Consider the following 25,497-nt stretch of genomic DNA (forward strand, 5'->3'; position numbering starts at 1 on the left):
TTACAGGGAAGGCGTTCAGGCCTGGAGCATGGCGTCGAGCTTGCCGGCGCGCTCAAGGGCAAACAAATCATCACAGCCACCGATGTGGCGCTCGCCGATCCAGATCTGCGGCACGGACGTACGTCCGGCCTTCTGGGCCATGGCGGCACGCACCTGTGGCTTGCCATCGACCTTGATCTCTTCGAAGGCCACGCCTTTGTTCTCGAGCAGGTACTTGGCTCGCGAACAGTAAGGGCAGTAATCGCTGGAATAGACGACGACGTTGCTCATATCACTTCACCAGCGGCAGGTTGTCGCCTTTCCAGCTGGAAATACCGCCGGACAGCTTGGCGGCGGTGAAGCCGGATTTCATCAGTTCGCGGGCATGGGTGCCGGCGGTCTGGCCCATGGCGTCGACCAGAATGATGGTCTTGGCCTTGTGCTTTTCCAGTTCGGCAACGCGAGCAGCCAATTTGTCGTGGGGAATATTCAACGCGCCAACAATGTGACCGGCGGCGAAATCCTTGACCGAACGAATATCGATCACAACGCCGGCGTCCTTGTTGACCAGCCCGGTCAGTTCACCGGTGCTCAGGCTGCGGCCGCCGCCTTGCATCTGATAAGCGATCAGCAACGCCAGCAGTACGACGAAGATACCGACGAGCAGATAGTGGTTAGTGGCAAATTCAATCAGGTGAGCAACCATCGAAGGAGGTTCCAGGGCGTTAAAATGTCGGCCAGTATACACAGCCACTATGGCGGGCCAAACCCCGTCCGGCGGTGACGCCGTCGGAACTTAGCTGTAGGACGTGTTGACCCTCAATTGCGAGTCGCGCCGCGCCCCGTAAATCGCAAGACTAGGCATGATGAGTGAGGTTTGGCGTTTCAAATGAACGACGAATAACGACGGATTGCGCTTTACGGGGCGTGGCCCTCCGGGTTTGCCCTGTGAGCGCGCCATGCTGCGTTGCGGGACTCGGCAAGGAAACGACCCTTACCCACGTCCCGCGCCTTGCCTGGCACGCTCACAGGGCAAACGCGACTCGCAATTGAGGGTCAACACGTCCTAAACTTGCCACTCCCTTTTCCATCGCCCTCTTTTAACTCAGCCACGAGTGGAATCCATGACTACCACGCCTAAACCTTTGGTCCTGATTATTCTCGACGGCTTCGGTCACAGTGAGAGCCCTGAATCCAACGCCGTGTTTGCGGCGAAGAAGCCCGTACTGGACCGTTTGTGGGCCACTGTGCCGAACGGCCTGATCTCGGGCAGCGGCATGGACGTCGGCCTGCCGGATGGCCAGATGGGCAACTCCGAAGTCGGCCACATGAACCTCGGGGCCGGCCGCGTGGTGTATCAAGACTTCACGCGCGTGACCAAATCGATCCGCGATGGCGAGTTTTTCGAAAACCCGACTATTTGCGCCGCTGTGGATAAAGCCGTTGCTGCCGGCAAAGCCGTGCACTTCATGGGCCTGCTGTCCGATGGCGGCGTTCACAGCCACCAGGATCACCTGGTTGCCATGGCCGAACTGGCCTTCAAGCGCGGCGCCGAAAAAATCTACCTGCACGCGTTCCTTGATGGCCGCGACACGCCACCGAAAAGCGCCCAGTCGTCCATCGAACTGCTCGACGCGACCTTCCAGGCGTTGGGCAAAGGCCGGATCGCCAGTATTGTCGGCCGTTACTTCGCCATGGACCGCGACAACCGCTGGGACCGCGTGTCCCAAGCCTACAACCTGATTGTCGATGGCAACGGCGAATTCAACGCTGCCACCGCACAGGAAGGTCTGCAAGCCGCTTACGAGCGTGGCGAGAGCGACGAATTCGTCAAAGCCACCTCCATCGGCGAGCCGGTGAAAGTCGAAGACGGCGACGCCGTAGTCTTCATGAACTTCCGGGCCGACCGCGCCCGTGAACTGACCCGCGTGTTCGTCGAAGACGGTTTCAAGGAGTTTGAACGTGCGCGCCAGCCGAAATTGGCCGGCTTCGTGATGCTGACCCAATACGCCGCCAGCATTCCTGCACCCTCGGCCTTCGCCGCCGGCAGCCTGGACAACGTGCTGGGCGATTACCTGGCGAAAAACGGCAAGACGCAGCTGCGCATCGCTGAAACCGAGAAGTACGCCCACGTGACCTTCTTCTTCTCCGGCGGTCGCGAAGAACCGTTCCCGGGCGAAGAGCGCATCCTGATCCCGTCGCCAAAAGTCGCCACCTATGACTTGCAGCCCGAGATGAGCGCCCCGGAAGTCACGGACCGTATCGTCGATGCTATCGAAAACCAGCGTTACGACGTGATCGTCGTCAACTATGCCAACGGCGACATGGTCGGCCACAGCGGCGTGTTTGATGCGGCGGTGAAAGCCGTTGAATGCCTGGACCTGTGCGTTGGCCGTATTGTTGATGCGCTGGACAAGGTGGGTGGCGAAGCACTGATCACGGCCGACCACGGTAACGTAGAGCAGATGGCCGACGAGTCCACCGGCCAGGCGCATACCGCCCACACCACCGAACCGGTGCCGTTTATCTATGTCGGCAAGCGTGACTTCAAGATTCGCGACGGCGGCGTGCTGGCGGATGTGGCCCCGACCATGCTGATGTTGATGGGCCTGGAAAAACCGGCGGAAATGACTGGCACTTCGATTCTGGTGTAATCGGTATCTCAGACACCACTAAACCCTGTGGGAGCGGGCTTGCTCGCGAATGCGGAGTATCAGTCAACGTTGATGTCGACTGACACTCCGCATTCGCGAGCAAGCCCGCTCCCACATTGGTTTGGCGGTGTTTTCACCCCCGAACCTACTCCAGTCATCACACAGCCCCAATTGGGCGTTTTTTTTGCGGCGCTTGGCGGGCATACTAGGCCGTCCCTTTCCTTGGTGTCGCCCGCCTCTATGCTTCGCGTCCTGATAGCCCTTGCTCTGACTTGCCTGCTCCAACCGGCCTTCGCTGACGAGCGCGCGCAAACCCAACAACAGCTGGACGCCACGCGTCAGGACATTGCCGAGCTGAAAAAACTGCTGGGCAAGCTGCAGGAAGAAAAATCCGGTGTGCAGAAAGACCTCAAAGGCACCGAGACCGAGATGGGCAAGCTCGAGAAGCAGGTCGATGCCCTGCAAAAAGAGCTGAAGAAAAGCGAATCCGAGCTGCAGCGTCTCGATGGTGAGAAAAAAAAACTCCAGAGCGCGCGCACTGAACAGCAACGACTGATCGCCATTCAGGCTCGTGCGGCCTATCAGAACGGCCGTCAGGAGTACTTGAAGCTCCTGCTGAACCAGCAGAATCCGGAAAAATTCGCCCGCACCCTCACCTATTACGACTACCTGAGCCAGGCCCGCCTGGAGCAGCTGAAGAATTTCAACGAAACCCTGCGCCAACTGGCCAATGTCGAAAAAGACATCGCCTTGCAGCAGGCGCAGTTGCTGGTGCAGAAAAGCAGCCTCGACAGCCAGCGCGATGAACTCGACAAGGTTCGCAAGGAGCGCCAGCAGGTCCTGGCCAAGCTGAGCGACGACGTGAAGGCTCGCGATCAGAAGCTGGCTGCCCGCGAGCAGGATCAGGCCGACCTGTCTAAAGTCCTTAAAACCATCGAAGAAACCCTGGCCCGCCAGGCTCGAGAGGCTGAAGAAGTGCGCCAAAAAGCGCTCATCGCCCAGCAGGAAGCCGAAAAAAAGCGATTACGTGAGGCTCAGGAACAGGCCGATGCCACGACTGATGCCCCACGCAAACCCGTTAAATCGACACCCGGCGCAATGGTTTCAAGTTCAGGCGAGACCTTCGGCGGTGCTTTTGCTTCAACTCGCGGCAAACTTCCATGGCCCGTCGATGGTCGACTGCTTGCGCGCTTCGGTGAATCCCGTGGCGACGACGCCCGTACCAAGTGGGACGGCGTGATGATCAGCGCCTCCTCCGGCAGCCAGGTGCACGCCGTGCATGGCGGTCGCGTGGTGTTTGCCGACTGGCTGCGTGGCGCCGGGCTGCTGGTGATTCTCGACCACGGCAACGGTTTTTTGAGTCTTTACGGTCACAACCAGACGCTGCTCAAGTCTGCGGGTGACGTGGTAAAAGCCGGTGAGTCCATCTCCACTGTCGGTAGCAGTGGCGGGCAGGACACACCAGCGCTGTATTTCGCTATTCGTCAGCAGGGTCACCCGAGTGATCCGGCGCAATGGTGCCGCGCGCAAGGATAGGCGTTGAGTCACCTACATTAGGAGTTCGTTCGACATGCTGCATTTGTCCCGCCTTACCTCGCTGGCTCTGACGATCGCCCTGGTGATCGGCGCGCCTCTGGCGTTCGCCGCTCAACCTGCCCCGGCTGTCGCGCCTGCGGGCACTGCTGCGACCACCAAGGCGCCGTTGCCTCTGGAAGAGTTGCGCACCTTTGCCGAGGTCATGGATCGGATCAAGGCAGCCTATGTCGAGCCGGTGGACGACAAGACCCTGCTGGAAAATGCCATCAAAGGCATGCTCAGCAACCTCGATCCGCATTCCGCCTACCTGGGGCCGGAAGACTTCGCTGAGTTGCAGGAAAGCACCAGCGGCGAATTCGGCGGCCTGGGCATCGAAGTCGGCGCCGAAGACGGATTCATCAAAGTGGTTTCGCCCATCGATGACACGCCGGCGTCCAAGGCTGGCATTCAAGCGGGCGATTTCATCGTCAAGATCAACGGCCAGCCGACTCGCGGCCAGAGCATGACCGAAGCCGTGGACAAGATGCGCGGCAAGATCGGCCAGAAAATCACCCTGACCCTGGTGCGCGACGGCGGTACGCCGTTCGACGTGACCCTGTCCCGCGCGATCATTCAAGTGAAGAGCGTCAAGGCGCAGCTGCTTGAGTCGGGCTACGGCTACATCCGCATCACCCAGTTCCAGGTCAAGACCGGCGAAGAAGTTTCCAAGGCTCTGGCCAAGCTGCGCAAGGACAACGGCAAGAAGCTCAACGGCATCATTCTCGACCTGCGCAACAACCCGGGCGGCGTGCTGCAATCGGCGGTGGAAGTGGTCGACCACTTCATCACCAAGGGCCTGATCGTTTACACCAAGGGCCGCATCGCCAACTCTGAGCTGCGCTTCTCCGCCACCGGCAAAGACGAAAGCGAAGCCGTGCCAATGGTTGCTCTGATCAACGGCGGCAGCGCCTCGGCTTCGGAAATTGTCGCCGGCGCCTTGCAGGATCAGAAACGCGCTGTGGTCATGGGCACCACCAGTTTCGGCAAAGGCTCGGTACAAACCGTGCTGCCGCTGAACAACGAACGCGCACTGAAGATCACCACGGCGCTGTACTACACGCCGAACGGCCGCTCGATCCAGGCCCAGGGCATCGTCCCGGACATCGAAGTGCGCAAGGCCAAGATCACCAACGAGCAGGACGGCGAGTACTTCAAGGAAGCCGATCTTCAGGGTCACCTGGGCAATGGCAATGGCGGCGCCGACAAACCGACCCGTTCCGGCGGCAAAGCCAAGGCCATGCCACAAGATGACGATTACCAACTGGCCCAGGCGCTGAGCCTGCTTAAAGGGCTGAGCATCACCTCTGGTCGCTGAGGTGCGCCTGCGGTTCTTGATCGGCCTGCTGTGCTGTCTGGCGGGTGTTGCTCATGCAGCGCCCGCCCCTCAAAAGGCCTACATCACTCTGATCATCGATGACCTGGGGCAGAACCTGCCCCGGGATCGTCGCGTGCTCGCCCTGCCCGGCCCGGTGACCGCGGCGATCATGCCCGACACGCCCCACGCCACCGAATTCGCCCGCGAGGCTCATCGCGCCGGCAAGATCGTCATCCTGCACATGCCCATGGACCCGGCCACCGGCCCGTTCGCCTGGCATCCCGATTTGCCCATCGACGAACTTGAGAAACGCCTGAACGCGGCGTTCAAGGTCGTGCCTTATACCGCCGGCATCAACAACCATATGGGCAGCCGCATGACCGCTCAACAACCGGCCATGGCCTGGTTGATGGCGGACTTGCAGCGCCGGCACAAGCTCTTCGTCGATAGCCGCACCAGCGCGCAGACGGTTGCGGCGGCCGAGGCGCAGAAGATCGGGTTGGCGAGCGTTTCGCGGGATGTGTTTCTGGATGATGAGCGTACTGAGGCGGCGATTTTTACGCAGCTGCAGACGGCGATCAGCTTGGCGAGAAAGCAGGGCTCGGCGGTGATGATCGGGCATCCGTATCCGCAGACGTTGGCGGTGCTGGAGCGGGAGTTGCCGAAGCTCAAGGCTCAGGGGATTGAGTGGATTGATATCAAGCAGATGATCAGTGTGCGCAGCAATCGAGCGACGGCTGCGCATGGAAAGGACGGCGTGTACCGTTAACCGCCAAACACCACATTAGATTGTGCAGGGCACAGGATTCAGTGTTGGGCTTTAGAGATACCGCGCCATGATGTCGTCCACCACGCCTTCCTTGCGCAGCTGATCCAGCGCGGCCTGAAGCTTGGCCACCACTTCATCCGGTACATCTTTGTTCAACGCCAGATAGAGCTCGGCGCTGTTGAAGCGCAGTACCGTTTTGAGGCCGTTAACGCCCTCTTGCCGCGCCAGATACCGTCCGGCCGGATCACCCGTCGCCCACAAATCAATCTGACCGCTGACCAGCTTCTTCGCATTGTCCTGATCGCGCAGCACAACAATCGGCTTCAACCCCTGCTTGGCCAGCGTCTCGGCAATCGCATCGCCCTTGTACGCACCAATCTTGTATTTGCGCGCCTGTTCCAGCGACTCAAGGCTGATCTTGCTGTCCGCCTTGGCCAGCATGATCCAGTCATCCGGGCCAATCGGACCGACCCATTTGAACAGCTTCTCGCGGTCCGGCAAGCGCGCCATCACGAATACGCCGTAACCGGGTTTCTCGAGGGCGAGTTTGTAGATTCGCTCCCAAGGGAAGCGCAGCGTCAGGCTGTAGGTGACGTCCGCACGCTTGAACATCTCGCGGACGATGTCCACGGCGATACCGTTGATGTTCTCGTCCTGAGCGAAGTTCTTGCCGTTCTTCGCCATGTTGTACGGCGGGAAATTTTCCGTCAGCAGCACCAGGTCGGTGTCGGGACTTTCTTCAGCGTGGACTCCATTGATGAGCAACAGAGAAGCGCTGGCGAGGACAAGAAGAAGGCGTTTGATCATGTCGGGCTACCGAAATCCATGGCGTGCCCAAGAGTGCCTTGAGCCCGCCATGCTGTCCACTGGCCTGCATTGATTTGTTTAGCGCATTACGATCCCGCGATGCGCCATGTAAGCCTTGGCTTCCTGCACGGTGTATTCGCCGAAGTGGAAAATACTCGCCGCCAACACTGCGCTGGCGTGGCCTTCGATGATGCCGTCGGCCAAATGCTGCAAGTTGCCGACGCCGCCGGAGGCAATCACCGGGATACCCAGTGCATCGCTGATGGCGCGGGTGACGCCCAGGTCGAAGCCGTTTTTCATGCCGTCCTGGTCCATGCTGGTCAGCAGGATTTCGCCGGCACCGAGGCCTTCCATTTTCTTCGCCCACTCAACGGCGTCGAGACCGGTGGGTTTGCGTCCGCCGTGAGTGAAGATTTCCCAGCGCGGGGTTTCACCCGGCAAAGAAACCTTCTTCGCGTCGATGGCGACGACGATGCACTGCGAACCGAAATGCTGCGCCGCTTCGCCAACAAACTCCGGGTTGAACACCGCTGCGGTGTTGATCGAGACCTTGTCCGCACCGGCATTCAGCAGGTTGCGAATGTCCTGCACAGTGCGCACGCCGCCGCCCACGGTCAGCGGGATAAACACCTGGCTGGCCATGCGCTCAACGGTATGCAGCGTGGTGTCGCGGCCGTCGACGCTGGCGGTGATGTCGAGAAAGGTAATCTCGTCGGCGCCTTGTTCGTCGTAGCGACGGGCGATCTCCACCGGGTCGCCGGCATCACGAATGTTCTCGAACTTCACACCTTTGACGACCCGGCCGTTATCCACGTCCAGGCAAGGGATGATGCGTTTGGCCAGCGCCATGGTCAGTCCTCAGCCTTTGTACGAATCGCAGAAAGCTTGCGCTTCAGCGACGTCGAGGGTGCCTTCGTAGATCGCCCGGCCGGTGATCGCGCCGATGATGCCGGGCGCCTTGGCGTCGAGCAGCGACTTGATGTCACCGAGGTTGTGAATACCGCCGGAAGCGATGACCGGAATGCGCGTAGCAGCGGCCAGCGCAGCGGTGAACGGTACGTTGCAGCCCTGCATCATGCCGTCTTTGGCGATGTCGGTATAAACGATCGCGGACACGCCATCAGCTTCGAATTGCTTGGCCAGGTCAATCACCTGAATGGTGCTGATTTCAGCCCAACCGTCAGTGGCGACAAAACCGTCTTTGGCATCCAGACCGACGATCACTTTGCCCGGGAACGCGCGGCAAGCTTCAGCAACGAAGGCCGGATCTTTCACGGCTTTGGTGCCGATGATCACGTAGCTCACGCCCGCTTTCACGTAGTGTTCGATGGTTTCCAGGGAACGGATACCGCCGCCGATCTGGATCGGCAGGTTCGGGTAGCGCTTGGCGATGGCGGTAACCACTTCGCCGTTGACCGGCTGGCCTTCAAAAGCGCCGTTCAGGTCGACCAGATGCAGACGGCGGCAACCGCCCTCCACCCACTTGGCAGCCATGCTCACCGGATCATCGGAGAACACTGTGGAATCTTCCATGCGGCCCTGGCGCAGACGAACACAGGCACCGTCCTTGAGATCGATAGCGGGAATAATCAGCATCTGGCAAACCTTCAAATTCGAGTGTTCAGCTTCGCTCGGAAATCAGTTTTTCTCGAGCGCCCACAAGTCGCTTTCGATGCTTTCGAACCTCTCTTTGAGGTGCGTCTGCACATCGAAAATCGCCCTGTTGTAATAGTGCGGCGCAATTTCACGGGTAAACAGCTCAAGGATTTCAGCCGCTTCGAACGAACCCAGGTCCAGTTCGAAGCGATCCTCCATGAAGCGTTTGATCTTGTGATTGGCCTCGTTCTCCTGCTCGGGAGTGAGGGTCAGGATCGGCGGCTTCTTCTTGACGGCCATTTACCAGCGACCGTCCCACGCAGCGAAGTTCTGCAGCAATTGCAGGCCATGGGTATGGCTCTTCTCCGGGTGGAACTGCACGGCGAAACGCGAGCCGTCGGCCAGCGCCGCAGCGAAATCGACACCGTAGTGACCGCCACCCACCACCTGCCGCGCATTGCCGGCAGCGATGTAGTAGCTGTGCACGAAGTAGAACCGCGCCAGGTCCGGAATGTTGTGCCACAGCGGGTGACTCACCGTCTGCTTCACTTCGTTCCAGCCCATGTGCGGGACTTTCAGGTGTTCGCCGTCTTCGTGCAGGTCTTTGCCAAAGAACCTCACCGCGCCCGGGAACAGGCCGATGCAGTCGACGCCGTCGTTCTCTTCACTGCTGTCGAGCAAGGCTTGCATGCCAACGCAGATGCCGAGGAACGGACGGTCCTGGCTGACTTCACGCACCAGCGAATCGAAGCCCAGGCGACGGATCTCCGCCATGCAATCGCGAATCGCGCCGACGCCGGGAAATACCACCCGGTCGGCTTCGCGAATCACCTCGGCATCGCTGGTGATCAGAACCTTGCCGGCACCGACGTGCTCGAGGGCCTTGGCCACCGAGTGCAGGTTGCCCATGCCGTAATCGATAACCGCGACCGTCTGCATTACAGAACGCCCTTGGTCGACGGCATCTGACCGGCCATGCGGTCATCCAGCTCTACGGCCATGCGCAGGGCGCGGCCGAAAGCCTTGAACACGGTTTCGATCTGGTGGTGGGTGTTGGTGCCACGCAGGTTGTCGATGTGCAGGCTGACGAGGGCATGGTTGACGAAGCCCTGGAAGAACTCCTGGAACAGGTCAACGTCGAAGCCGCCAACGGTGGCGCGAGTATAGGGAACATGCATCTGCAGGCCCGGACGGCCGGAGAAGTCGATCACCACGCGCGACAGCGCTTCATCGAGCGGCACGTAGGCATGGCCGTAGCGACGGATGCCTTTCTTGTCGCCGATGGCTTTGGCGAAGGCCTGACCCAGGGTGATACCGACGTCTTCCACCGTGTGGTGGTCGTCGATATGCAGGTCGCCCTTGCTGACAATATCCATGTCGATCAGCCCGTGACGGGCGATCTGGTCCAGCATGTGCTCAAGAAAAGGAACACCGATATCAAATCGGGCCTTTCCGGTGCCATCCAGGTTGATCGAGGCTTTGATCTGGGTTTCCAGAGTGTCGCGCTCGACTGACGCCTTACGTTCGGCCATCACCAGCTCCGCAAAATCATTGGGCGAAAAAGGCAACCATTATAGGGGCGCGGGCCGGAAACAGAAACACGAGAGGTGATATCCCTGACGGACAGGACCCCGTGTTTTCGGGGATATACATGTCAGTACAAGCGGACGAACACAAAAATTCGTGTTCATGAAGATCAAATAATGTGGGAGCGGGCTTGCTCGCGAAAGCGGAGTGTCAGGCAACATTGATGTCGACTGACACTCCGCTTTCGCGAGCAAGCCCGCTCCCACAGGGTGTTGCGCTTACTTAGTGGAAGAGGACTGCAGTTTTCTGCAGCGTCACCCAAACACCCCACGCCAACGGAATACCCACCACCAGCCACGCAGCCGCCGCCAATGGCTTGGTGCCTGCATCCGCTTTCCACTCCAGCACGGTGCTGGCATCAGCACCCTTGTCGTGGCCCAGCGCCTGTTCGGCGGCCAGTTCAGCGTCGGTCATGAAGTACTTGTCGGCCACCGGTCGAACCATGAGGTTGCACAGGAAGCCCAGCACCAGCAGGCCCGCGAGGATGTACAGGGTGATGTCGTAAGCCGCGGCGCGTTCAACGCCGATGCTCAGCTGATATTCACGCAGGTAGTTCACCAACACCGGCCCCAACACACCAGCCGCCGCCCACGCCGTCAGCAGACGACCGTGGATCGCGCCGACCATTTGCGTGCCGAACAGGTCCGCCAGGTAAGCCGGCACCGTCGCAAAACCACCGCCGTACATCGACAGGATGATGCAGAAGGCCGCCACGAACAGCGCAACGTTGCCCAAGTGACCGAGGTTTGGAATCAACGCGTACAGAGCAAAGCCCAGGGCGAAGAACACGAAGTAGGTGTTTTTGCGACCCAGGTAGTCGGAGAACGACGCCCAGAAGAACCGGCCACCAATGTTGAACAGACTCAGCAAACCGGTGAAACCGGCCGCAATTGCCGCGATCGAAGCCAGTTGCCCGGCGTCCAGTTGACCGAATGGCAAGTCAACACCGATCAATTTACCGCCAAACACTTCCTGCAACAGCGGCGAGGCCATGCCCAAGATGCCGATACCGGCCGACACGTTCAGGCACAGCACCAGCCACACCAGACGGAATTGCGGAGTTTTCCACGCCACATTCACGTGAACGTGACGGTGAGTGATCATCGCGTTCGACGCTTTCTTCGCCGGAGCGGTCCAGCCTTCAGGCTTCCAGCCGGTTGGCGGCACGCGGTAGGACAGTGCGCCACCGATCATGAACACGAAGTAGATCGCGGCCATCACCAGGAAGCTCTGCCATACGCCGACGCTGTCTGCCGAAGCGAAATGCCCCATCAAGGCTGCGGCCAGCGGAGCACCGACCATCGCGCCACCACCGAAACCCATGATCGCCATGCCGGTCGCCATGCCGCGCTTGTCCGGGAACCACTTGATCAAGGTCGACACCGGCGAGATGTAACCCAACCCCAGGCCGATACCACCAATGACCCCGGAGCCGATCCACATCAGCCAGATCTGGTGGGTATAGACCCCCAGCGCTGAAATCAGCAGACCACCACACCAGCACAGCGCCGATACGACGCCAGCCTTGCGCGGCCCGGCGTGTTCCAGCCAGCCGCCCCAGATCGCTGCCGAGCAACCGAGGAAGATGAAGAACAGGGTGTAGATCCAGCCGAGCATAGAGATCGGCCAGTCACATTGCGACGAGAACACTTGCGAGATGAAGCTCATGTCCGGCGCGCAAGCCACTGCCTTGGTCACGCCCAAGGCTTTGGACAGCGGCAACCAGAACACCGAGAAGCCGTAGGCCATGCCGATGCAAAGGTGGATGGCCAAAGCGGCCGGTGGTACCAGCCAACGGTTGAAACCGGGCTTGGCGATGATGCGTTCCTTTGACAGGAACGCGGGCTGATCGGCGTTGAGACCGTCCGCCGTGATGCTCGTGGTCATTGTGTATCCCCCAATTATTAGTATGGTTCGCCAGCCACTCTTCGACCCCAGCCTTATGCGCACGCATGACTGTCTTTTTCAGGTGAAGCTCCATTTTGGTGCGACATCACGTCGCAGAAGGACGGACGAACTGGCAGAGGTTACCATCTGTACGTGACAGAAAAACCAAAGTGATATCACCTTTATGTAAGTCGTCCGTTCTCGTACCACTGAAGGAACCGCCATGCCGATCATTGTCGAGCTGCTGCACGAAGCCACTTACCAGGATCAGCAAGACCTGCAAAAAATTTACCGCGACGCCCCGGACTGGCTGTTCGCCCCGTATTCAGGGGATGTACAGCTGATTGAAGGCTGCCTGGGCGATGGCACTATGATCGCCGGACGCTTCAATGATCGGCTGCTTGGGGCGGCTCGCTTGCAGCGCCAGTCTGATATTTGGCACTTGTCCCAAATATGCGTACGAAAAATTACCCGTCGTCGTGGCGTTGCCGAGCGCCTGGTGAACGAAGCGCAGAAAATGGCGTCGCAGTCGGGCGCGACATTGCGCTTGCTGGCGCCTGCCGGGCATCTCCAAGCACAGGCCCTGGCCGCCAAGCTGAAAGTGCCGCTGGATGTACTGCCGGCGTGATCGCTGACCGGTCGTCCGCTTCGGAGCGCTATACTCCCCGGCTAAATTTCGAATTCGACTAACTACAAGGACTCGCCCATGAAAGCGTTCGGCAAAATCCTGGGTCTGGTACTTCTCGGGCTGTTGCTGATCATTGTGGCGCTGGGCTTTGCCCTGACCCACCTCTTTGATCCCAACGACTATAAAAACGAGATTCGCCAGATTGCCCGCGACAAGGCCCACATCGAGCTGACGCTCAATGGCGATATCGGCTGGAGCCTGTTCCCGTGGCTGGGCCTGGAATTGCACGATGCCAGTGTCGCGACCCTGGCCAAGCCCACCGAGCCGTTCGCCGACTTGCAGATGCTCGGCCTGTCAGTGCGCGTGCTGCCGCTGCTGCGCCGCGAAGTGCAGATGAGTGATGTGCGCGTCGAAGGCCTGAACCTGCGCCTGAACCGCGACAAGGATGGCCACGGCAACTGGGAAGACATTGGCAAAGTCCCGGCGCCAGCCACCCCGGCCACCCCTCCAGCCACTCCTGGCGAACCTGCACCCGCGCCGGAAACCACCGCTCAGGTGGAAAAACCGGCCCAGCCGATTCGCCTGGACATCGACAGCCTGACCGTCAACAACGCCCGCGTTGAATACAGCGACGAGAAGACCGGCAAGCAGTTCAGCGCCGAAAGCATCCAGCTGAGCACCGGCCCGGTCCACGATTCGACCAACATTCCGGTCAAACTCACTGCGTTCCTCGGCACCAACCAACCGGTCCTGCGGGTGCGCACCGAGCTGAATGGCGAGTTGCGTTTTGAACGCGCATTGCAGCGCTACAAATTCGAAGACATGAAACTCTCCGGCGAAGTCGCCGGCGATCCGCTGCAAGGCAAAACCATGACCTTCGCCGCCCAAGGCCAGTTGCTGCTGGATAAAGCCGCGAACGTCGCCGAATGGACCGGCATCAAGATCTCCGCCAACCAACTGCGCGCACTGGGCGAACTGAAGGTCAACGACCTCGACAAGACGCCGCAAATCAGCGGCGGTATTTCGATTGCTCAGTTTGACCTGGCGAAATTCGTCGACAGCATCGGCCAGAAACTCCCGGCCATGGCGGAAGGCAGCCTGAGCAAAGTCGAGCTGGTCAGCCGTCTAGCGGGCACGCCGACCAGCGTGTCGTTCGACAACATCAACCTGAAAGTCGATGACAGCAGCTTCAGCGGCCGCATCGCCGTAGAGGACTTCGCCAAGCAATCGCTGCGCGCGACCCTCAAGGCTGACACCTTCAACGCCGATCGTTATCTGCCACCAAAATCCGCCGAGGCCAATAGCGCGACACAAGTGCGTCAGGCCGAAGTCGCCAGCACCGAAGCCGATGCCATGGCGGGCGCCGGCAGTACACCGCTGCCGAACGCACCGACCAAAACCGCGTGGAGCACTGAACGCCTGTTGCCGGTAGAACGCCTGAGCAAACTCGACGTGGACGCGGACCTGACCTTCGGCCTGCTGACCCTCGACAAACTGCCGATCCAGAACGCAGCACTCAAGGCCAACGGCCAGGGCGGCCTGCTGACCCTCCAGAACCTGCGCGGCGACCTCTACGGCGGCAACTTCGAAGCCAAGGGCATCCTGGACGTGCGCCAGGAAGTGCCGGCGCTGAGCATGCAGACGAGCATCACCAAAGTGCCTGTGGAAAAAATTCTCGAAAGACAAGGGAAAAATCCGCCGGTCAAAGGCCTGGTGACGCTCAACAGCGCGTTGACCGGCAGCGGCAATAGCCAGCAAGCACTGATCGATAGCCTCAATGGCAACGCCAGTTTCGTCATCAACAACGGCGTGCTGCTAAATGCCAATCTCGAGCAACAGCTGTGCAAAGGCATCGCCACCCTGAACCGCAAATCCCTTAGCGGCGAGCCACGGGGCAAGGACACGCCATTCCAGGAGCTCAAGGGCAACCTGACCTTCCGTAACGGCGTGGCCAGCAACCCGGACCTGAAAGTGCGTATCCCGGGCATGACCGTCAACGGTGACGGCGACGTCGACCTGCGGGTGCTGGGCATGGATTACCGCGTGGGCGTGATCGTCGAAGGCGACAAGAGCGACATGCCGGACCCGGCCTGCCAGGTTGGCGAGAAGTTCATCGGCATTGAGTGGCCGCTGCGCTGCCGCGGCCCGCTGGAACTGGGCGCCAAGGCTTGCCGCCTCGATAACGAACGCATGGGCCAGGTCGCGAGCAAGCTGGCGGGCGAAAAAATCAGTGAAAAAATCGACGAGAAGCTTGGCGACAAGGTCAGCCCTGAACTGAAAAACGCGCTGAAGGGGCTGTTCAAGCGATGAGAGCCGAGCAGTTTTCATCGGCGGTGCTGGACTGGTACGACCGCCACGGCCGCCACGATTTGCCTTGGCAACAAGGCATCACGCCGTATCGGGTGTGGGTCTCGGAAATCATGTTGCAGCAAACCCAGGTCAGCACCGTGCTGAATTACTTCGACCGCTTTATGGCCTCGCTACCGACGGTCGAAGCCCTGGCCGCTGCGCCGGAAGACGAAGTGCTGCACCTGTGGACCGGCCTCGGTTACTACACCCGCGCGCGCAATCTGCAGAAGACCGCGAAGATTGTCGTGGCCGAGTACGGCGGCGAGTTTCCGCGGGATGTCGAGAAGCTTGTCGACTTACCGGGCATCGGCCTGTCCACGGCCGGCGCCATCGCCAGCCTGAGCATGGGCCTGCGGGCGCCGATCCTCGACGGCAACGTCAAACGGGTCCTGGCGCGCTTTACTGCGCAAGAGGGTTATCCGGGGGAGCCGAAAGTCGCCAAACAGCTGTGGGCGAACGCTGAGCGCTTTACGCCCCATGATCGGGTCAACGCCTACACCCAGGCGATGATGGATCTGGGCGCCACACTTTGTACCCGCAGCAAACCGAGCTGCCTGCTGTGTCCGCTGGAAAAGGACTGCGAAGCCCACATGCTCGGCCTGGAAACCCGCTACCCGATCCCAAAGCCGCGCAAAGCCGTGCCACAGAAGCGCACGTTGATGCCGATGCTCGCCAACGGCGAAGGCGCGATTCTGCTTTACCGCCGCCCTTCCACGGGCTTGTGGGGCGGTCTCTGGAGCCTGCCGGAACTCGACGACCTCGACGACCTGCAACACCTGGCCACGCAGCACTCCCTGGAACTGGGCACGCAACAAGCGCTGCCGAGCTTGGTGCACACCTTCAGCCATTTTCAGTTGTCCATCGAACCCTGGCTGGTTCAGGTCCAGGAGGCCGGCCATCACGTGGCCGAGGCCGACTGGCTCTGGTATAACCTCGCCACCCCGCCGCGCCTGGGCCTTGCCGCCCCGGTCAAAACCTTGCTCGAACGCGCGGCCGCCGTATTGAACGCAGGAGAGTTGTCATGACCCGCACCATCATGTGCCGCAAGTACAAAGAAGAATTGCCCGCCCTGGAGCGCGCTCCATTCCCGGGCGCAAAAGGTCAGGACATTTTTGACCACGTCTCGGCCAAGGCCTGGGCCGACTGGCAAAAACACCAGACCCTGCTGATCAACGAAAAACGCCTGAACATGATGAACGCCGAAGACCGCAAATACCTTCAGGGCGAGATGGACAAGTTCTTTTCCGGCGAGGAATACGCCAAGGCTGACGGCTACGTTCCGCCAGCTGAATAATCCTGCTTTCTCGGGGGCCGGATCGTAAGCGACGGTAATAATTAAATATTTTTTGAAGACTTGCTTGACGACCCCCTGAAAAACCCGTTTAATGCGCCCCGTTGCCCAGATAGCTCAGTCGGTAGAGCAGGGGATTGAAAATCCCCGTGTCGGCGGTTCGATTCCGTCTCTGGGCACCAAATACCGAAAACCCTGAATCGCAAGATTCAGGGTTTTTTTATGCCTGGGATTTGATAACGACAGCCCACCGCAGCGCAGATGCCGAAAAACAATCACGCTTTACTACTCGGGCACGATGATGGCACCGTGCTATGATTTTGCGCGCGCATGGAATAAAGCCAACATTGATCCCGATGCTCCCGCATCCGAATCAGTCGATACAGGATAGAGACAGCGCAAGGAGTGCGTGCTTTTTACCCCTCCCCGCAAAACACTGCCCTCCCCCTGCTCGACGACAGCTTTCCAGGCACGCCCCCTTCTCGAAAGCCCTGAACATGGAACAGTTATGTCCGACATCAATGAACTGAAAGACAAGATCAACACCAAAACCTTGAACATGGTCCTGCTGTCGATTGCGACCGCCGGCATCTACTTGCTGTTGTGGTTGTACAAGAGCAACCAGAAGATCAACGAAACGACGAAAATCAAAGTGGTCGACGACACTTACGTTGTTTGGATCGCCGTCTGCCTTGGCTGGAGCGGCATGTTGTCGAACCTGGGCGACGTGTTGTTCGACTCACTTTCCGGCATTCTGCTGATCGCATTGAACGCGCTGTACGTCGTATGGGCCTTCAAGGCAAAAAATGCGCTGTCGGAATACGCCCTCAACGAGCACAAAATCGACCTGCGCATGAACGGGTTCTATACCTTCTTCCTGAACATTTTCTACGTAAATTACTGCATCAACGACTTGCCTGAAGAGCAGCGCAAACAACTGATCCTGCGCGGCCAGACGACGCAAGCCTGATCAACTGGCGAGGGGCAGTCTCGACAGACTGCCACCGTCACTCATCACCCTTCCAGTTGAACACCAGATTACGCACGCCAGCGCTGCCGACATCTGTCGTGTCGCGCTTTTCCTCACCATTACGAGTGGCGACCACGGTGTACTTGCCAGCCGGTAACTGGACATACACCAGAGGCCCGGCCTGACTGAGTGTCAGCACTGATCGACCTTGAACACTCTGAATCACCAATTCAACATCCGGTACATATTTGCCCTCCGGCCCAATGGAAAAGGTCATGTGCAGGTTGTAGCCGGTCGTTTGCTGAATGGCCTTCGCCTCATCCTCGCCAATACCGCCGGACAAGTAGGAAATCCCGTTCTGTTCCTGCCGCTGAATCTGCACGCCTGAACTGTCGACGGGCTCGAGGCTGGCGGCAACTGACATTGCAGAAAACATCAGCACACCGACGGTGGCGATGGGCAACATTAGGAAATGGATGGACTTCATGATGACGACTCCTGGGCTCCACAGCGCCCTCCTGGTCCTTCACTTTTGATTTCCCGGGCGACGGCCAAGTTTTAGATTGATTCGGTCTTGAGCTCACCGCGAAATGGACTACGCCTTGTATTCTCCTGTCTGTGCTGCCGTCGGCATGCTCCTGCAAAACGAATCCGGCATTTCCTTCTGGCTTCCCAGACGCGCCCTGCATCTTCGCCCTGCCCTCTCTTGTCATTCTCTTTCGCCTGTTCCTCCAGCCGCGGAAGACTTCATGAGCATTGTCAAAACCGAAAACACTCAAGACCCACAACTCGCCTCTCTCGTAGGCAACCTTGGCGAACTGATTCGTCAGGCGCGCCAGAAGGTGCTGCGAGCGGTCGATACCGTTCAGGTGCAAACGTGCTGGCAGATTGGACGGCACATTGTCGAGTTTGAGCAGGAGGGGGCACGACGGGCGGCATATGGGAAGCAATTGCTCGCAACGCTGGCGATGGTGCTGACATCGGAGTTTGGGGAGGGGTTCGATGAAACCAACTTACGGAAAATGCGACTGTTTTATCAGGCGTTTCCAATTCGAGACGCACTGCGTCTCGAATTGAGCTGGACCCACTATCGCAAGTTGCTACGAGTCGACAGTGACATGGCACGCAAGTGGTACATGGACGAAGCTGCCAACCAAAACTGGTCAAGCCGCGCTCTGGAACGCCAGATCAGCACTCTCTACTACGAACGCCTGCTTATGAGTCAGGACAAATCTGCCGTCATGACGGAAGCCATTACGAATATCCAGGCGATGAACGACAATCCCAGAGAGTTCGTCAGAGATCCCGTGATGCTGGAGTTTCTTGGTTTGCCCGATACCGGGGTGATACTGGAGACCGAGCTTGAACAAGCACTCATCGAGCAACTTCAGGGCTTCCTGCTTGAGCTGGGAAAGGGTTTTGCCTTTATCGCTCGACAACAGCGAATAAGCACCGAAGGGCAGAGACTTCTATATTGATCTGGTGTTCTACAACTACTTGCTGAATTGCTTTGTCATCTTCGACCTGAAGCGCGGCGAATTAACCCATCAGGATGTCGGACAGATGGACATGTATGTACGCATGTACGACGACCTTAAGCGCAAAGACACAGACGGTCCGACCGTTGGCATCATTCTTTGCGCTCAAAAAAACGAGTCAGTGGTGCGTTACTCAGTATTACAGGGGAACGAACAACTGTTCGCCAGCAAATACAAACTAGTGCTGCCAAGCGAAGACGAACTTCGCGCTGAACTGGACCGGGAACGGGCGGCAATAGAAGAGCGCCTGCTCGATCAAATCCGCCTATAAACACAGATGGATTGTCCACTGGCCGCACGAAGACTATCGTCGGCAACTACCCGAAAAGGCCAAACGTCGATGAATTTGCAGGACATGCCTTCACTGGCACCGACTCAAATCGAATTGTCGCTGAGCACCGACACTGCTGGCGAGCCATTCAAGGAGCCTGCCGCAGACGGCTTCATCCTCGGCGGTTTCACCTGGCAGCACGCCGCTCAGGACATCGCGCGCTCGGTGGTTATCATCAACGCGGCCACCTCTGTTCGTTGCCGACACTATTCGCGCTTCGCCGACTACCTGTTCGCCAACGATTTCGATGTCATCACCTATGACTACCGCGGCATCGGTGAGTCGCGCCCGACGTCGCTGAAAGGGTTGGAGGCGTCATGGTCCGATTGGGGCGCGCTGGATTTCGAGGCGATGCTCAAGCGCGCGCAGCGCGAATTCCCCGGCCAACCCATCGACGTAGTCGGCCATAGCTTTGGAGGCTGTGCAGCGGGCCTGGGAGCGTCGGGGCATTTGATTCGGCACTTGGTGACGGTCGGCGCGCAATTCGCTTACTGGCGCGACTATGCGCCCGCCCATCGCTGGCGGATGTTTGGCAAATGGCATGTGGTGATGCCGTTGATGACCCTGCTGTACGGCTACTTCCCCGGGAAACGTCTCGGCTGGCTGGAGGACACTCCCGCCGGTGTGGTTCGCGACTGGAGCACGCCCACTGCGCGCTACGAAACACGGCCCAGCGGTCGCCTCATGCACGCAAAAAACGGTCAGCTTCCCTTTTCCTCAGTCACCGCAAAAACCCTGGCCATCAGCATCAGCGATGATCCTTACGGTACGATCGCGGCCATTGAACGCCTGCTTGGCTACTTCACCGGCAGCACAAACACCCATCTGCGAATCGCCCCCGAAGACATCGGCGAAGAAGAAGTCGGACATTTCGCCTTTTTTCGCAGCGCATACCAAGCCACACTATGGCCCATTGCATTGTCCTGGTTGCAGACCGGCGAACTGGCCCCCGATACACCCGGGTGGCGAGTGCCACGCAACTGATCGACCCGCCCCTCTCATCGAATTACGGAACGACACCCATGGCATCCGCCAACAAGCAGAACAAACGCGCCACCCGCGCGAAAGCCAAGGCCAAGCAGAACCGCACCCAGCGGGCCGCCGCGCCGGTCGAGCTGGACCCGAACGACGATCGCATCGATTTTGAATCGGTTGACCTCACCGACCTGTTCAAAGAAATGATCGATGCCGAAAAAATCAGCCAACAAGCCATGTGTGCAGCTTTCCTCGAACACCCGCTGCTCGCGCTGGTGCTGGTGCAAGAAGGCGAAGAAACAGCTACAGACTTCATCATTGGCGCGCTGATCGAGTATCGCCAATGGTCCACCGAAGTCGACGAAGCCGGCGCCTTGGCCTGGATCGAGTCCCCAGCCTTCCAGGTTGATTACGTGGCGGCTTCCGAAGCCATCGCAGCCCAAAACCAACAGAAACCGAACTGAGTTCCCATGGCATCCCTGAACAAGCAGCAAAAACGCGCCAAACGCGCCAAGATCAAAGCCAAGCAAATCAACATTCACGGCCGAAAACCCGCCGCGCTGGACGATGACTTGGGCGAAATCGGCGAGCCGATCCCTGAGTACACCCTGGCGATGTTTAGCAAAATGCGCGACGCGGAAGCCACCAGCCGTAACGACATGCTGCTGACCCTGCTGTCGAACCTCGCCGAAATCATCAGCGACCATCCAGAACTGCTGGACATGGAAAACGCCGACAACGAAGCCATGGCCGCTACTCACCTGGCCGCCGACATGCTGATCGACTACCGCATGTGGGCCGACGGCATGGACCGCGATGCCGCACAGGCCTGGCTGACCGATCCGCAGTTCATCACTGATTTTGGCGATGCGCTGGATAGCTATCGTCAGTCGCTGGATGCGCAGGAAGAAAAGGGCGAATAACCACTCGCCCTCGAATGCAAAAACGGCCGCTTGTCATCACTGACAGCGGCCGTTTTTTGCAAGCCTGAAAAACAACAATCAGGCAGCAGCACCTTCCAGACGCGGAATTTCAAAGCCGATCTTGGCGCTGGCATAGCTCAGTTCGCCTTTGGCGATGGATTGAGCCTTGTAACCGGCAGCGATCAGGTCCTGCACGTACAGCTTGTTGTAGATGAACATGAAGACCAGGTTGCTGAGGCTGAACGTGAAGCAGGCCACGACGAACATGATCGCAGCCCACTTGAAATCACCACGGAACAATGCCGGGAAAAAGCCAAAGAAAAACACGGTCCACGAGAAGCCGATCGGCGCTTCTTTCATGGCACCGGTGTTAGGGTTTTTGAACACAACCGATGTAAACGCCATGCCTGTCTCCTTGATGCCCCAATGGGTTGGCTGAATGGCCGGGCTATCTCCATGCAGCTCTTTTAAACGGCAAGCACACGCAAACGCATCCGTGACTGACGTCAGATGAGGGAACAGGCAAGAAAGGGTCGGGGGGCTTTAGCCAGGAAGGCTGGGGGCGTCGAACAATCCATGTCCTGAAACTCCATCGCATCTCGCAACAGCGAGATACATATTCGACAAGAAGGCTACTATCTCGCCATCATCGTGTCCATCAGATAGCGGCTCGATCACTCGCCTGAATGAAAGCAAAAACGACCGCGATCATTTCTGATGGCGGTCGTTTCTGTGTTTCAACAGCGTTTGAGCTGAAGTCAGAAGACTCAGCGCGCTGCGGCTGCGATCAACTTCTCGTTGCGACGACGGCGCGCCACAAACAAGCCAGCAGCCACGACCAACAAGCTCAGCAGACCGGTCGCGAGGATTTCCACGCGATGGGCGTCCTGGAACAGCATGATGGTCAGGGCCACGACGATGAAGATGATCACCGCGTAGGTCAGGCCCGGAAACAGCCACATGCTGAAGGCGATTTTTTCACCGCGAGCCATACGCTGTTTGCGCATACGCAGTTGCGAAATTGCGATCACCAGGTACACCAGCAGCGCGATGGCGCCGGAGCTGGCCAGCAGGAAGTCGAACACCGCGGCCGGAGCCACGTAGTTGGCGAACACGGCGAGGAAGGCTGCGCCAGTGGACAACATGACGGCCCAGTACGGCGTGCCGCTTTTGTTGGTGCGCTGGGAAACGGCCGGTGCATCGCCGCGTTTGCCCAGGGAGAACATCATGCGCGATGCGGTGTACAGCGCCGAGTTCAAGCAACTGGTCACAGCAACGAGTACCACGATGTCGACGATCAGCTTGGCATTCGGGATGCCCATGCGCTCAAGCACGGTCTGGTAGGAGCCGACTGCGGCCAATACCGGGTCGTTCCATGGCACCAGGGCCACAACGATGAAGATCGACACGAGGTAGAACAAGCCAATCCGCCAGATCACCGAGTTGGTGGCCTTGGAGATTTGCTGGCCTGGGTTCTTCGATTCGGCGGCCGCGATGGTCACGATCTCGGTGCCCATGAAGGAAAACATGGTAGTCAGAATGGCGCCCAGTACCGCGCCCATGCCGTTTGGCAGGAAGCCCTGGGTGTCGAACAGATGCGAAACGCCGCTGACCTGGCTGTTCGGCAGAAAGCCGAAGATCGCCATGATGCCGAGGCCAATGAAGCCGATGATCGCGATGACTTTGACCAGGGCGAACCAGAACTCGAACTCACCGTAGTTCTTTACGCTGAACAGGTTGGTCACTGTCAGCAGCAAAGTAATGACCAGGGTGAAGGCCCAGATAGCGATGTTGGGAAACCAGGCATGCAGGATGGTCGCGGCGGCGTTGGCCTCCAGCGGGATCACCAACACCCAGAACCACCAGTACAACCAGTACAACCAGCCGATGGTGAAACCGGCCCAGTGACCGATCGCGCGATCGGCGTATGTCGAGAAGGAACCTGTATCTGGCGACGCGACGGCCATCTCGCCAAGCATGCGCATGACCAGCACCACCAGAGCACCGGCGGCGGCGTAAGCCAGCAGAACAGCCGGACCTGCGGCGGCGATGGCGTGGCCGGAGCCGACGAACAGGCCGGCGCCGATAACCCCGGCGATCGACAACATGGTCACATGACGCGGTTTGAGCCCCTGTTCGAGGCCATTGGAGCTTGGGGTACTGCTCATTGAAACTACCTTTGTAAGGGAAAGCGATTTGCATCCATCCCGTCTGGCGTTCCTTCTCGTAAAAAGAAACCAACAGGGCGTTCCGAATTCTGCACGCAATAATTGCGCCAAAATGTTTCAGCCTCCTCAAGCACGGGGCCTGTGGCGTGACCGGACAGTCATCGCAAGTCATTGAGATTAATGGCAATTCGCCAGAGCGTTACCCTGCGACCCACTTCAGGAACGAAACAGCGCAGCGGAAACACCCCCATAAATGAGCCGATGCACAATAAAAGTGCAGATCAGGAACGTTTGGCCGGTTAGCGCTTCCAACACCCCGTCAAAGCTGGCAACATCGCGCCCTTTTTTACACGACACCCGCGGGGCAGCTGGTTCAAACGGCTGTTCGGTTGATAGCAGCGCGACAGTCTGCTGTTCCGATGCGACAACCTGCCACATGCCACCCGTTTACCGCCCGTAGTGCTGTTGGCTGCCGTTCGAACGCTATGCTAGCTTGGCCGCCTCGCCAGGAAGGCCGCCAACAGCAGGAGCGAAATACTATGAGGAATGCACATGGCTGAGGCCACGCCCGCGCTTGAAATCCGCAACTTGCACAAACGCTACGGCCAGCTTGAGGTGCTCAAAGGCATCTCGCTGACCGCCCGCGACGGCGACGTGATCTCGATCCTGGGTTCTTCCGGTTCCGGCAAGTCCACATTCCTTCGTTGCATCAACCTGTTGGAAAACCCGCATCAGGGTCAGATCCTGGTGGCCGGCGAAGAACTCAAGCTCAAAGCCGCGAAAAACGGCGAACTGGTCGCAGCCGACGGCAAGCAGATCAATCGCCTGCGCAGCGAGATCGGTTTTGTGTTTCAAAACTTTAATCTGTGGCCGCACATGAGCGTGCTCGACAACATCATCGAGGCCCCGCGCCGGGTGCTCGGTCAAAGCAAAGCCGAAGCCATCGAAGTCGCCGAAGCCCTGCTGGCCAAGGTCGGCATCGCTGACAAACGCCACGCCTACCCCGCGCAACTCTCCGGCGGTCAGCAACAGCGCGCGGCCATCGCTCGCACGTTGGCGATGCAGCCCAAGGTGATCCTGTTCGACGAACCCACCTCCGCCCTTGACCCGGAAATGGTCCAGGAAGTACTTAATGTCATCCGCGCACTGGCCGAAGAAGGCCGCACCATGCTGCTGGTCACCCATGAAATGGGTTTTGCCCGTCAGGTTTCCAGCGAAGTGGTGTTCCTCCACCAGGGTCTGGTAGAAGAGCAAGGATCGCCACAGCAGGTGTTCGAAAACCCGCTTTCGGCGCGCTGCAAACAATTCATGTCCAGCAACCGCTAACGGAGCTACCCGCATGCAGAACTACAAAAAGGTCTTCCTGGCAGCCGCCGTCACCCTGGCCTTCAGCGCCGGTGCCATGGCCGAAACCCTGAAGATGGGCATCGAAGCGGCCTACCCGCCGTTCAACAACAAAGATGCCAGTGGCAATGTCGTCGGCTTCGACAAGGAAATCGGCGATGCCCTGTGCGCCAAGATGAAAGTCGACTGCACCGTGGTCACGTCCGACTGGGACGGTATCATCCCGGCCCTGAACGCCAAGAAATTCGACTTCCTGATCTCCTCAATGTCGATCACCGACGAGCGCAAGCAAGCGGTGGACTTCACCGACCCGTACTACTCCAACAAACTGCAATTCATCGCCAAGAAAGACGTCGACTTCAAAACCGACAAGGCTTCCCTGCAAGGCAAAGTGATCGGCGCACAACGTGCGACCCTCGCCGGCACCTGGATGGAAGACAACATGGAAGGCGTTGAAGTCAAACTCTACGACACCCAGGAAAACGCTTATCTGGACCTGACCTCCGGTCGTCTGGACGGCATCCTGGCGGACAAGTACGTCAACTACGAGTGGCTGAAAAGCGACGCCGGTCGTTCGTATGAATTCAAGGGCGACCCGGTGGAAGAAAGCGACAAGATCGGTATCGCTGTACGTAAAGGCGACACCCTGCGCGCGAAGCTGAACCTTGCCCTGAAGGAAATCGTCGAGGACGGTACTTACAAGAAGATCAACGACAAGTACTTCCCGTTCAGCATCTATTGATTCTGACTTGCCTGACTGGCGCCGTTCCCTGATGGCGCCAGTCCCTGGCATTGCCTGCTGCAAATTGAA

General features: G+C 58.9%; 26 protein-coding genes, 1 tRNA gene and 1 pseudogene. 16 read left to right on the top strand and 12 right to left on the bottom strand.

Annotated elements, in window-relative coordinates; genetic code table 11:
• Positions 1 to 15 precede the first annotated feature (15 nt).
• Positions 16 to 270 (bottom strand): glutaredoxin 3, encoded by a 255-nt coding sequence (grxC, locus tag EYC95_RS16190; RefSeq protein WP_131061262.1) that lies wholly within the window; start codon positions 268 to 270, stop codon positions 16 to 18.
• A 1-nt stretch (position 271) separates the two neighbouring features.
• Positions 272 to 685 carry a rhodanese-like domain-containing protein gene (locus EYC95_RS16195; protein WP_131061263.1) on the bottom strand — a complete coding sequence of 138 codons (414 nt, stop codon included), beginning with the start codon at positions 683 to 685 and terminating at the stop codon, positions 272 to 274.
• A gap of 418 nt (positions 686 to 1,103) precedes the next feature.
• Between EYC95_RS16195 and gpmI the strand changes: the two genes are divergently transcribed.
• The 4 genes from gpmI to EYC95_RS16220 all read left to right on the top strand — a co-directional run bounded on the left by gpmI (position 1,104) and on the right by EYC95_RS16220 (position 6,292).
• On the top strand, positions 1,104 to 2,633 hold the full coding sequence (gene gpmI, locus EYC95_RS16200; protein WP_131061264.1) for a 2,3-bisphosphoglycerate-independent phosphoglycerate mutase: 1,530 nt from the start codon (positions 1,104 to 1,106) through the stop codon (positions 2,631 to 2,633).
• Positions 2,634 to 2,873: 240 nt separating this feature from the next.
• Positions 2,874 to 4,169 carry a murein hydrolase activator EnvC gene (locus tag EYC95_RS16210; protein WP_131061265.1) on the top strand — a complete coding sequence of 432 codons (1,296 nt, stop codon included), beginning with the start codon at positions 2,874 to 2,876 and terminating at the stop codon, positions 4,167 to 4,169.
• A gap of 34 nt (positions 4,170 to 4,203) precedes the next feature.
• Positions 4,204 to 5,523: a S41 family peptidase gene (locus tag EYC95_RS16215; RefSeq protein ID WP_131061266.1), complete on the top strand. Its 1,320-nt coding sequence runs from the start codon at positions 4,204 to 4,206 to the stop codon at positions 5,521 to 5,523.
• A 1-nt stretch (position 5,524) separates the two neighbouring features.
• A complete protein-coding gene (locus tag EYC95_RS16220; protein WP_131061267.1) occupies positions 5,525 to 6,292 on the top strand; it encodes a divergent polysaccharide deacetylase family protein in 768 nt (255 codons plus the stop codon).
• A 51-nt stretch (positions 6,293 to 6,343) separates the two neighbouring features.
• Here the strand turns inward: EYC95_RS16220 and EYC95_RS16225 are convergent, their stop codons facing one another.
• The 7 genes from EYC95_RS16225 to EYC95_RS16260 form a co-directional block, all read right to left on the bottom strand.
• Positions 6,344 to 7,099, bottom strand: coding sequence for an ABC transporter substrate-binding protein (locus EYC95_RS16225; protein ID WP_131061268.1), 756 nt, complete (start codon positions 7,097 to 7,099; stop codon positions 6,344 to 6,346).
• 78 nt (positions 7,100 to 7,177) lie between these two features.
• Positions 7,178 to 7,948: an imidazole glycerol phosphate synthase subunit HisF gene (hisF, locus tag EYC95_RS16230; protein WP_121731627.1), complete on the bottom strand. Its 771-nt coding sequence runs from the start codon at positions 7,946 to 7,948 to the stop codon at positions 7,178 to 7,180.
• 9 nt (positions 7,949 to 7,957) lie between these two features.
• Positions 7,958 to 8,695: a 1-(5-phosphoribosyl)-5-[(5-phosphoribosylamino)methylideneamino]imidazole-4-carboxamide isomerase gene (gene hisA / locus EYC95_RS16235; RefSeq protein ID WP_010464588.1), complete on the bottom strand. Its 738-nt coding sequence runs from the start codon at positions 8,693 to 8,695 to the stop codon at positions 7,958 to 7,960.
• A gap of 42 nt (positions 8,696 to 8,737) precedes the next feature.
• Positions 8,738 to 8,995 carry a DUF2164 domain-containing protein gene (locus EYC95_RS16240; protein ID WP_008024930.1) on the bottom strand — a complete coding sequence of 86 codons (258 nt, stop codon included), beginning with the start codon at positions 8,993 to 8,995 and terminating at the stop codon, positions 8,738 to 8,740.
• Entirely contained in the window at positions 8,996 to 9,634 is a 639-nt protein-coding gene (gene hisH, locus EYC95_RS16245; RefSeq protein WP_131061269.1) for an imidazole glycerol phosphate synthase subunit HisH, read from the bottom strand. It abuts the gene before it with no gap.
• Positions 9,634 to 10,227, bottom strand: a complete 594-nt coding sequence (gene hisB / locus EYC95_RS16250; protein WP_123367004.1) for an imidazoleglycerol-phosphate dehydratase HisB — start codon at positions 10,225 to 10,227, stop codon at positions 9,634 to 9,636. Before hisB ends, hisH begins: the two co-directional genes overlap by 1 nt.
• A 277-nt stretch (positions 10,228 to 10,504) precedes the next feature.
• Complete coding sequence (locus tag EYC95_RS16260) at positions 10,505 to 12,169, bottom strand: OFA family MFS transporter (RefSeq protein WP_131061270.1); 1,665 nt, start codon at positions 12,167 to 12,169, stop codon at positions 10,505 to 10,507.
• 223 nt (positions 12,170 to 12,392) lie between these two features.
• Here EYC95_RS16260 and EYC95_RS16265 point away from each other — a divergent pair, with 223 nt between their 5' ends.
• The 6 genes from EYC95_RS16265 (at position 12,393) to EYC95_RS16290 (ending at position 17,407) form a co-directional block, all read left to right on the top strand.
• Positions 12,393 to 12,797, top strand: coding sequence for an acetyl-CoA sensor PanZ family protein (locus EYC95_RS16265; RefSeq protein WP_131061271.1), 405 nt, complete (start codon positions 12,393 to 12,395; stop codon positions 12,795 to 12,797).
• Positions 12,798 to 12,875: 78 nt separating this feature from the next.
• Positions 12,876 to 15,107, top strand: coding sequence for an AsmA family protein (locus EYC95_RS16270; protein WP_131061272.1), 2,232 nt, complete (start codon positions 12,876 to 12,878; stop codon positions 15,105 to 15,107).
• The gene (gene mutY / locus EYC95_RS16275) at positions 15,104 to 16,171 is read left to right on the top strand and encodes an A/G-specific adenine glycosylase (protein WP_131061273.1); all 1,068 of its coding nucleotides are present in this window, start codon (positions 15,104 to 15,106) and stop codon (positions 16,169 to 16,171) included. Before EYC95_RS16270 ends, mutY begins: the two co-directional genes overlap by 4 nt.
• Positions 16,168 to 16,440 (top strand): oxidative damage protection protein, encoded by a 273-nt coding sequence (locus EYC95_RS16280; RefSeq protein WP_008149405.1) that lies wholly within the window; start codon positions 16,168 to 16,170, stop codon positions 16,438 to 16,440. The genes mutY and EYC95_RS16280 overlap by 4 nt, the downstream gene beginning before the upstream one ends.
• Before the next feature lie 103 nt (positions 16,441 to 16,543).
• Positions 16,544 to 16,619: transfer RNA gene (locus tag EYC95_RS16285), tRNA-Phe, on the top strand.
• Between the two features lie 326 nt (positions 16,620 to 16,945).
• Positions 16,946 to 17,407 carry a DUF4234 domain-containing protein gene (locus EYC95_RS16290; protein ID WP_131061274.1) on the top strand — a complete coding sequence of 154 codons (462 nt, stop codon included), beginning with the start codon at positions 16,946 to 16,948 and terminating at the stop codon, positions 17,405 to 17,407.
• Positions 17,408 to 17,444: 37 nt separating this feature from the next.
• Here EYC95_RS16290 and EYC95_RS16295 read toward each other — a convergent pair whose 3' ends face one another.
• Entirely contained in the window at positions 17,445 to 17,894 is a 450-nt protein-coding gene (locus EYC95_RS16295; protein ID WP_131061275.1) for a carboxypeptidase regulatory-like domain-containing protein, read from the bottom strand.
• Positions 17,895 to 18,156: 262 nt separating this feature from the next.
• On the opposite strand from EYC95_RS16295, the pseudogene EYC95_RS16300 reads away from it, so the two are divergent.
• The 4 genes and pseudogenes from EYC95_RS16300 (at position 18,157) to EYC95_RS16315 (ending at position 21,174) form a co-directional block, all read left to right on the top strand.
• Positions 18,157 to 19,216, top strand: a pseudogene (locus EYC95_RS16300) (YhcG family protein).
• A 69-nt stretch (positions 19,217 to 19,285) separates the two neighbouring features.
• Positions 19,286 to 20,260, top strand: coding sequence for an alpha/beta fold hydrolase (locus tag EYC95_RS16305; protein ID WP_131061276.1), 975 nt, complete (start codon positions 19,286 to 19,288; stop codon positions 20,258 to 20,260).
• Between the two features lie 38 nt (positions 20,261 to 20,298).
• Positions 20,299 to 20,715, top strand: a complete 417-nt coding sequence (locus tag EYC95_RS16310) for a hypothetical protein (protein ID WP_131061277.1) — start codon at positions 20,299 to 20,301, stop codon at positions 20,713 to 20,715.
• Positions 20,716 to 20,721: 6 nt separating this feature from the next.
• Positions 20,722 to 21,174: a hypothetical protein gene (locus tag EYC95_RS16315; protein ID WP_131061278.1), complete on the top strand. Its 453-nt coding sequence runs from the start codon at positions 20,722 to 20,724 to the stop codon at positions 21,172 to 21,174.
• 78 nt (positions 21,175 to 21,252) lie between these two features.
• On the opposite strand, the gene EYC95_RS16320 is transcribed toward EYC95_RS16315, so the two are convergent.
• Positions 21,253 to 21,579 carry a hypothetical protein gene (locus EYC95_RS16320; protein ID WP_131061279.1) on the bottom strand — a complete coding sequence of 109 codons (327 nt, stop codon included), beginning with the start codon at positions 21,577 to 21,579 and terminating at the stop codon, positions 21,253 to 21,255.
• Positions 21,580 to 21,941: 362 nt separating this feature from the next.
• Positions 21,942 to 23,342, bottom strand: coding sequence for a GABA permease (gabP, locus tag EYC95_RS16325; RefSeq protein ID WP_131061280.1), 1,401 nt, complete (start codon positions 23,340 to 23,342; stop codon positions 21,942 to 21,944).
• A gap of 552 nt (positions 23,343 to 23,894) precedes the next feature.
• On the opposite strand from gabP, the gene EYC95_RS16330 reads away from it, so the two are divergent.
• Positions 23,895 to 24,668, top strand: coding sequence for an ABC transporter ATP-binding protein (locus tag EYC95_RS16330; protein ID WP_007897462.1), 774 nt, complete (start codon positions 23,895 to 23,897; stop codon positions 24,666 to 24,668).
• Positions 24,669 to 24,681: 13 nt separating this feature from the next.
• Positions 24,682 to 25,428, top strand: a complete 747-nt coding sequence (locus tag EYC95_RS16335; protein WP_131061281.1) for an ABC transporter substrate-binding protein — start codon at positions 24,682 to 24,684, stop codon at positions 25,426 to 25,428.
• Positions 25,429 to 25,497: the final 69 nt, after the last annotated feature.

Source organism: Pseudomonas sp. BGI-2, assembly GCF_004310295.1.
Classification (GTDB): domain Bacteria; phylum Pseudomonadota; class Gammaproteobacteria; order Pseudomonadales; family Pseudomonadaceae; genus Aquipseudomonas.